A 5,927-nucleotide genomic window follows, 5' to 3' on the forward strand; every position below is an offset into this window, starting at 1 on the left:
GGGGCCACATCGCCATCCCCCGCATCGGTCACGAAGTCATCGTAGACTTCCTCGAAGGCGACCCAGACCAACCCATCATCACAGGGCGGACGTATCACAACAATAACAAGAGTCCCTACACCCTGCCGGACCACAAAACCAAAATGGTCATCCGGTCCGACAGTCATAAGGGAGATGGGTTCAACGAGATCTCATTTGAGGATCAGGCAGGTCAGGAGCAGATCTATGTTCATGCTCAAAAAGACCAGAACATTCACGTTGAAAACAACCGCGCCAAACGCGTTGATGTGAACCAGTCAGAAAGCATCGGACACAACAAATCAATCGAAGTTGGCAACAGCCACCATGAGGTGATTGGTGGCAACATGACGCTCATGGTTGGCCCCAACAAGCTACAGCAGTTCGTTACTGAGAAGTTCCAGGCAGTAGAAAAGGCCCTCGGCAAAAAGATTGGCGGCATCGCCGGAACCCTCGGCAAGTTCGGCCTCAACATGGGCGAAGGCAACCTCGTCATCGGCGTTGGCAAAAACAAAGCTGAGTCAGTTTTGGCTTCATCCGCAGAAGTTGTTGGTGCAGCAAAGATTACAACGGTCGGTGGAGGATATCAGCTGGGTGTTGGAGGTGTAAAAAATGAGAGCGTTGCGCTTGGTTCCTATGAGGAAGTGGGTGTCAATAAAATTAGTGTAGTTGGTCAGATGTATGAGTTGAAATGTGGTGACTCCAAACTTGTTCTTCATGCCGACGGAACAATTGATCTGATCGGGAAAAATATACGGGTTAACGGCGATAGCACAGTCGTCGTCAAAGGCGGCAAAATCAGCTTAAACTAGGGACATAATCATGAAAATTGGCAGTGTAGCCTGGTTGGCTGAAAATGCATGGCGGCGTGAAATCCGCGACAAGAAACGCGCTGAGATACTGGATAGTCAAGGTGAAGAACGGCGCCAGTGTTTTACGGATATCAAAGTAAAACCTGCTGACCAAGTGAATATTGTAGAGAAATTGATCGGTTTTTCAAAGAACAACAATCAGGTCGAAGCTGATCTTTCTACTCTGGATAATTTATTGTTTGAGATGCAACGCACCGGGCTCGGGCAAGGTGTTATGGGACAGATTTCTGAAACAAGCCTATACTTGGATATGCTGGCACCTGAAAATATGCGCAATGTTTTTTTTCTTGATACAGACGCGGAGTAGGTAGGGATGGCTTTTACACCAACTACTTCAGGGGCAGCTGTTGTAGACAATATTCGCTCGGATACGGCACAGGGTAATGCATGTATTGCAAACCATTTAAAAAACCGCGTCGATGAATACTGGGCTATTGTTGAGTTTATTGGTTTACTTGGGAATTGCTGGGGTACAAATGCAGAACAAGATGCTGCGAGACAGAAGCTTGCAAATGTATTAGCGAGCATATTACCACAGAAAAATTCGGGGTATGACTATCAAAAGGCCGTTGATAAAGCAAACTATGAACTGACCACTGCTAATGAACGCGTGAGATCGCTTCAGAGCCTTGGCTATGACGCGCAAGGTAATGCAAATGGAACCGTCTCTGATGACGATATGCATGCAGCTCTTTTAGAGCGTGGCAGGGCTTGGAACGCGCGGGAAGAACTCCGCCAACAAGCCATGGCGGAGCTCAAGGAAGATATCGGTGAAGCCTTTAACTGGGTCAAAGAACTACCCCAGAAAATTCTTGAGGCAGCGAAGAAATGGTGGGACACGTTTTGGAAAAAAGTAAACAGTTGCGGTTGGCTCAAAGCCACAACTGACCAGCTTTATAGCTCTGCGGTTGATGCGGTTGATGAGGCATTTTGGGCTATTCTGGCAACCGGCCTGGGAGCTATATCAAATGGAATTGGTGCTGTGTTGGTCATGGCTTTGCGGAAAGGGGTGTTTCAGCTCATCGTTTCTAAGGCAAAGAAGGCTGCAGCGGTGGGGTATTTCCGCATTGCTATAGAGGTCACTGATGTTGACAAGACTGTGTTGAGGCCTGGCGTCCAGATAGGTGATCATGAACTGGCTCAAGTGCCCATTGATAGGGTTAAGAAACACATTGATCTTAGTCACAATGACCGTCGGCAAGGCGGCAGCGGTGAAGCTCCTGCTAGCACATCCAGTGACAATTTAAGTCAAACAAAGGCGAGCCAAACAAGCAGTGTGCAACGTCAGGGAGAAGCATCTGGCGGTGGAAATAAGCCACCAGATGAGAACAAGCCGCCGGATGAGAATAACTCAAATGAAGACGAGCCGCCGAAGGAAGACAACGCAAGGCGCAGGAAACGACGCGAGCAGTTCAAGAAGCAATTCGCTAAAGATTATAGGTACCCCAAAATTACCGATGGCGATTTAGTTGGAGCCAATAGAGAGTATTTTGATGGCACTTTTGTCGGGCTTAACGAAAAGGGCAATCCTTATGATCATGTCGATGAGATGGGTGGACATTTTAGAAATGGTAAGAATGTCTTAGAAGATATGAATAAACGATGGAAAGAACTGCAGAAATTGCAAAAACGGGGTCACTTCATTGACCCAGATGAGGTTGCAGCCCTAAACGAATATTATGGCGAATATCAAAAGCGCCTGAATGCCGATAAAAAACGGTTTAAACCATTGACCGAGACTGAGCGCAAAAATTACCAGACATGGCGTAAGGACTTGCATAACCGGTTTGAGTGGCGGATCAGAGATCAAAAAGGCCAGAAGGTGATGGAATTCAGACCGAAGGCGAGCAAAAATGGTAGACCTCTAAAACCACAGCAACGGGGGAGTTGGAAGCCTTGGCCCAATCAAATTATTGGCCCCGGAAGCGGAATTAATTATGATAAGATTTTCCCCCATGGTCCGCCCACAGCCATTACTCGGCCAAGTGTTTAGTAATTCCAATTTTGAAAGATCCTGCGACCATGAATAATAAGCAATATGTAACTTCTGAAGTTGAGTTTTTTACTGAAGACAAACTTGATGCAATGGATCTTCAGGCGCGTGCTGATAAATTACAGCAAACAGAGGTGAAGCGGCTGATCAAATTTCTAAATGCAGTGCGTCAGCTCACAGCAGCAGAATACAAAGAATTGACCTATAACGACGTAGATATCCGTTTTCGAGCTGACGAAGCCCTTCGCGTTTTAGGACGCTCTATGGATACAGATTATGAACCGGTCTTAGCGCAGTTCTTTGGATTTGATCAGGATAATGAGCTTGTCGGGCTTGCCTTTCATTATCTGGCTATGCAGTGGCGAAGACCTTTGCCTTATGCAGATCAAATACGCCATTATGTTTGGGGCGGAGAATTCGATCCCGCTCGCCATGCCAGTTATAATGCAATAAGAGCTGCGGGAGAATATCTAGCACAGACCAATTGTCAGGACCGGCAATTGCTGAAGAAATTGCTATTGATCGCAACAGCTTCAACGCCAGATGAATTTGAAATTGGATTTTTTGATGATGAGCAGGTTCTGGGGCCTGATATTGAAAAAGAAGTCCCTTATGGAACAGTGCCAATTGAATGTGCTGTTCAGGCTCTTTATCGAGCCAGCAGTGGCAAACGCTGGGATTTTATGACACCAAGAGAAAAACATGTCGATATACCTGATCCAGACGTCTTGTTTGACAAAATCCGCAAGATCCTTGCATCACCTGTGGAGACAACATGACGCGAGATGAAATCAGCTTTGAGCGTCTAATCAAAGAAATTGAGTGTGTGAATTCAGATGATCCAGTCACACTCAATGTTGATTTCGCTGCAACTACGCTGAAAACCATGATTGATCAGGGTTATGAGGATCATGGGATCGAAGATCCGGTCCTTGCACGCTATCTCTTGGAATTTATTGGAATTGCTGGCGGTGAGAAATACAAGGATCTGGTATCTGAATGTTTGGCCTCAACACAACATTTGGATGTGGCTCGGACTGCGCTTATCATCATCTATGAGAAATGGGATAAAGTTGAAGATTTTATCGATGATATTTATGCGCTTCTGATCGGTGTACCTTGGGATCCATCCGGATATCTACGCTATCAAGCTATTTTAGCGGTTTCAAGATTGAGCAAAGATCATCCCTACTGGCCTAAGATAAGTGAGATTTTGCATCAAATTTCGGAGGATGATGTAGCTTCTCCTGAGTTAGCCCAGAAAGCAAGAATTGTGTTGGAACAATAAAACCATTTTGAGTGAGCTTCCATTAGGGCAACTCGAAGCAGGCACCATATTCAGTGACGTTTTGATAAACTTGGTTTGAAGTAAGATATTTAGCTCAGCAACATACTGTGAATATATAAAGGACATTGCATGCCAGCTGCCTATAGAAAAGGCGATATCGCCGCGGGTCATGGGTGTTTTCCGCCCACGCCTTCCTCTGCAGGAAGCCCCGATGTGTTTGTAAACGCTATTGCCGTGGTACGCGTGGGTGACGGCGTTATCCCCCATGGTTGCGGCAACTGTCCGCCTCACCCTCGTTCCATGTCTGCAGGATCTGGATCTGTGTTCGTCAATGGCCGCGCGGTATGCCGAGTGGGCGATGCTGTAGGGTGTGGTGGCTCCGCTTCGGCTGGATCAGGGGATGTTGAAATTGGCGGCTGATCAAGACAAAGCAAAACCAGGTGTATTTGACTTAGGAGAAGGCCTCACACCGGTAGATGTATGGCAAGGCCTTCATGCCAGCGAACCTCTCTGGATTGCATCTGCGGGCATTGAGGGCGGCCAAGAAAATCAGACCCGTATTGACGAGACAGATCTAAGCCTTCTGAAGAAACTAGAATCCTTCCCTGCGAAAAGATGGGCTCAGATGTGTGATGGCATCGGCTGGACACCACTTGGCGCGGCAGCATTGTCTTGGTGCCAGAGCTCTAACAATCAAGCCTTCAAAGTCGCATGGTCGAATGCAGTGAAAGACGAAGAACTCAGCGATAGTCAAATGCGTGCATTAAAGCTGGCAAAGGCTCACGATTGAGATGATGCTCGTTTCACCTGAGTTTGTATCGTAAGAGTACCCTGATTACTTTTACGTCCTGTTCAAGCGTTGGGATGACAGAAACTAAAAGTTCTGCGTCAACACTACGTCAACCGCCCTACGCATTTTAAGCTGTACATAACGCCGTTTGTTGTCGTGTATTTCGTTAACGTTTTGTGAAAGTTGCAAAGCGGTATCAGTCGCTTGTTGGCTAACTTATTGAAAAATAATAATAGTAGAATTTGCTACATTAGGGGCTCATAACCTGAAGGTCGTAGGTTCAAATCCTACCCCCGCAACCAAATTATGATCAATAGATCAAACACATAACAAAAGCCCTGAACCTCTGGTTCAGGGCTTTTTGCGTGCGCGTCAACATTTGAACCAATCGCGAGGCAGGCAATAGCTGGATGGGGGGGAATGACGATCACAGTCGCGGATCAGTACGGGTGAGGGCCTCCAGGATAGGCGTAGTGACTCAGCTGCTGCAAAGCGTCAGTTAGCAAGCTGAGAGCTACTCAGCGACGCCCATCTTCCTTAGGACTATTCCTGCTTGAAGAGGAACTTCTGACCAATTGCTGTCATTCGCCTTAATGTTAGGCCCACATCGTATTTCTAATCTTGCTATTTCTGGTTGTGTGCATTTCCAAGAGACTTGAGGTGTGAAAGGCACTCCCTCAATGGCTGACTTGCCGAGCGATAAACAGACACTCACACAGGATCATCAAGGGGTGCGTGTAGGTGTGAGAAGGCGCTGTTCCTGAGACCTCTTCTGACTACTGCCACAAGATGCTCCTTCTCTCTCTGCTTGTTTCAGCTGTTGCCAGCCTATCGCCTTAAGAGGTGGTTCCGTTTATTTGGACAGGTGAGCGTGTTTTATAAGTGGATCCGCTCCGATTACGCAGCAGCTTGAGTTATGTGCTGCGGGTGGGTGCAGTAAGCCTGATCCGGGGTGTTCCAGTCAAG

General features: G+C 47.0%; 7 protein-coding genes. All 7 read left to right on the top strand.

Annotation, left to right across the window (positions count from 1 at the left end):
• Nucleotides 1–830: phage baseplate assembly protein V (locus PsAD37_RS29390; protein ID WP_342633578.1), on the top strand; the 830-nt coding region annotated here is incomplete at its 5' end.
• Between the two features lie 10 nt (nt 831–840).
• Entirely contained in the window at nt 841–1,197 is a 357-nt protein-coding gene (locus PsAD37_RS08850) for a hypothetical protein (protein WP_063295833.1), read from the top strand.
• 6 nt (nt 1,198–1,203) lie between these two features.
• A complete protein-coding gene (locus PsAD37_RS08855) occupies nt 1,204–2,883 on the top strand; it encodes a hypothetical protein (RefSeq protein WP_063295834.1) in 1,680 nt (559 codons plus the stop codon).
• 29 nt (nt 2,884–2,912) lie between these two features.
• A complete protein-coding gene (locus PsAD37_RS08860) occupies nt 2,913–3,662 on the top strand; it encodes a hypothetical protein (protein WP_063295835.1) in 750 nt (249 codons plus the stop codon).
• Nucleotides 3,659–4,171, top strand: a complete 513-nt coding sequence (locus PsAD37_RS08865; RefSeq protein ID WP_063295836.1) for a hypothetical protein — start codon at nt 3,659–3,661, stop codon at nt 4,169–4,171. Before PsAD37_RS08860 ends, PsAD37_RS08865 begins: the two co-directional genes overlap by 4 nt.
• A 129-nt stretch (nt 4,172–4,300) precedes the next feature.
• A complete protein-coding gene (locus PsAD37_RS27440; RefSeq protein WP_063288927.1) occupies nt 4,301–4,591 on the top strand; it encodes a PAAR domain-containing protein in 291 nt (96 codons plus the stop codon).
• Nucleotides 4,572–4,961, top strand: coding sequence for a hypothetical protein (locus tag PsAD37_RS08870; RefSeq protein WP_063295837.1), 390 nt, complete (start codon nt 4,572–4,574; stop codon nt 4,959–4,961). Before PsAD37_RS27440 ends, PsAD37_RS08870 begins: the two co-directional genes overlap by 20 nt.
• Nucleotides 4,962–5,927 lie beyond the last annotated feature (966 nt).

The sequence above is a fragment of the Pseudovibrio sp. Ad37 genome (assembly GCF_001623075.1).
GTDB lineage: Bacteria > Pseudomonadota > Alphaproteobacteria > Rhizobiales > Stappiaceae > Pseudovibrio.

Bases quoted from the DNA above. Each gene is read 5' to 3' on its own strand.
- PsAD37_RS08850 (WP_063295833.1), top strand. From the start codon at position 841: ATGAAAATTGGCAGTGTAGCCTGGTTGGCTGAAAATGCATGGCGGCGT.
- PsAD37_RS08855 (WP_063295834.1), top strand. From the start codon at position 1,204: ATGGCTTTTACACCAACTACTTCAGGGGCAGCTGTTGTAGACAATATT.
- PsAD37_RS08860 (WP_063295835.1), top strand. From the start codon at position 2,913: ATGAATAATAAGCAATATGTAACTTCTGAAGTTGAGTTTTTTACTGAA.
- PsAD37_RS08865 (WP_063295836.1), top strand. From the start codon at position 3,659: ATGACGCGAGATGAAATCAGCTTTGAGCGTCTAATCAAAGAAATTGAG.
- PsAD37_RS27440 (WP_063288927.1), top strand. From the start codon at position 4,301: ATGCCAGCTGCCTATAGAAAAGGCGATATCGCCGCGGGTCATGGGTGT.
- PsAD37_RS08870 (WP_063295837.1), top strand. From the start codon at position 4,572: ATGTTGAAATTGGCGGCTGATCAAGACAAAGCAAAACCAGGTGTATTT.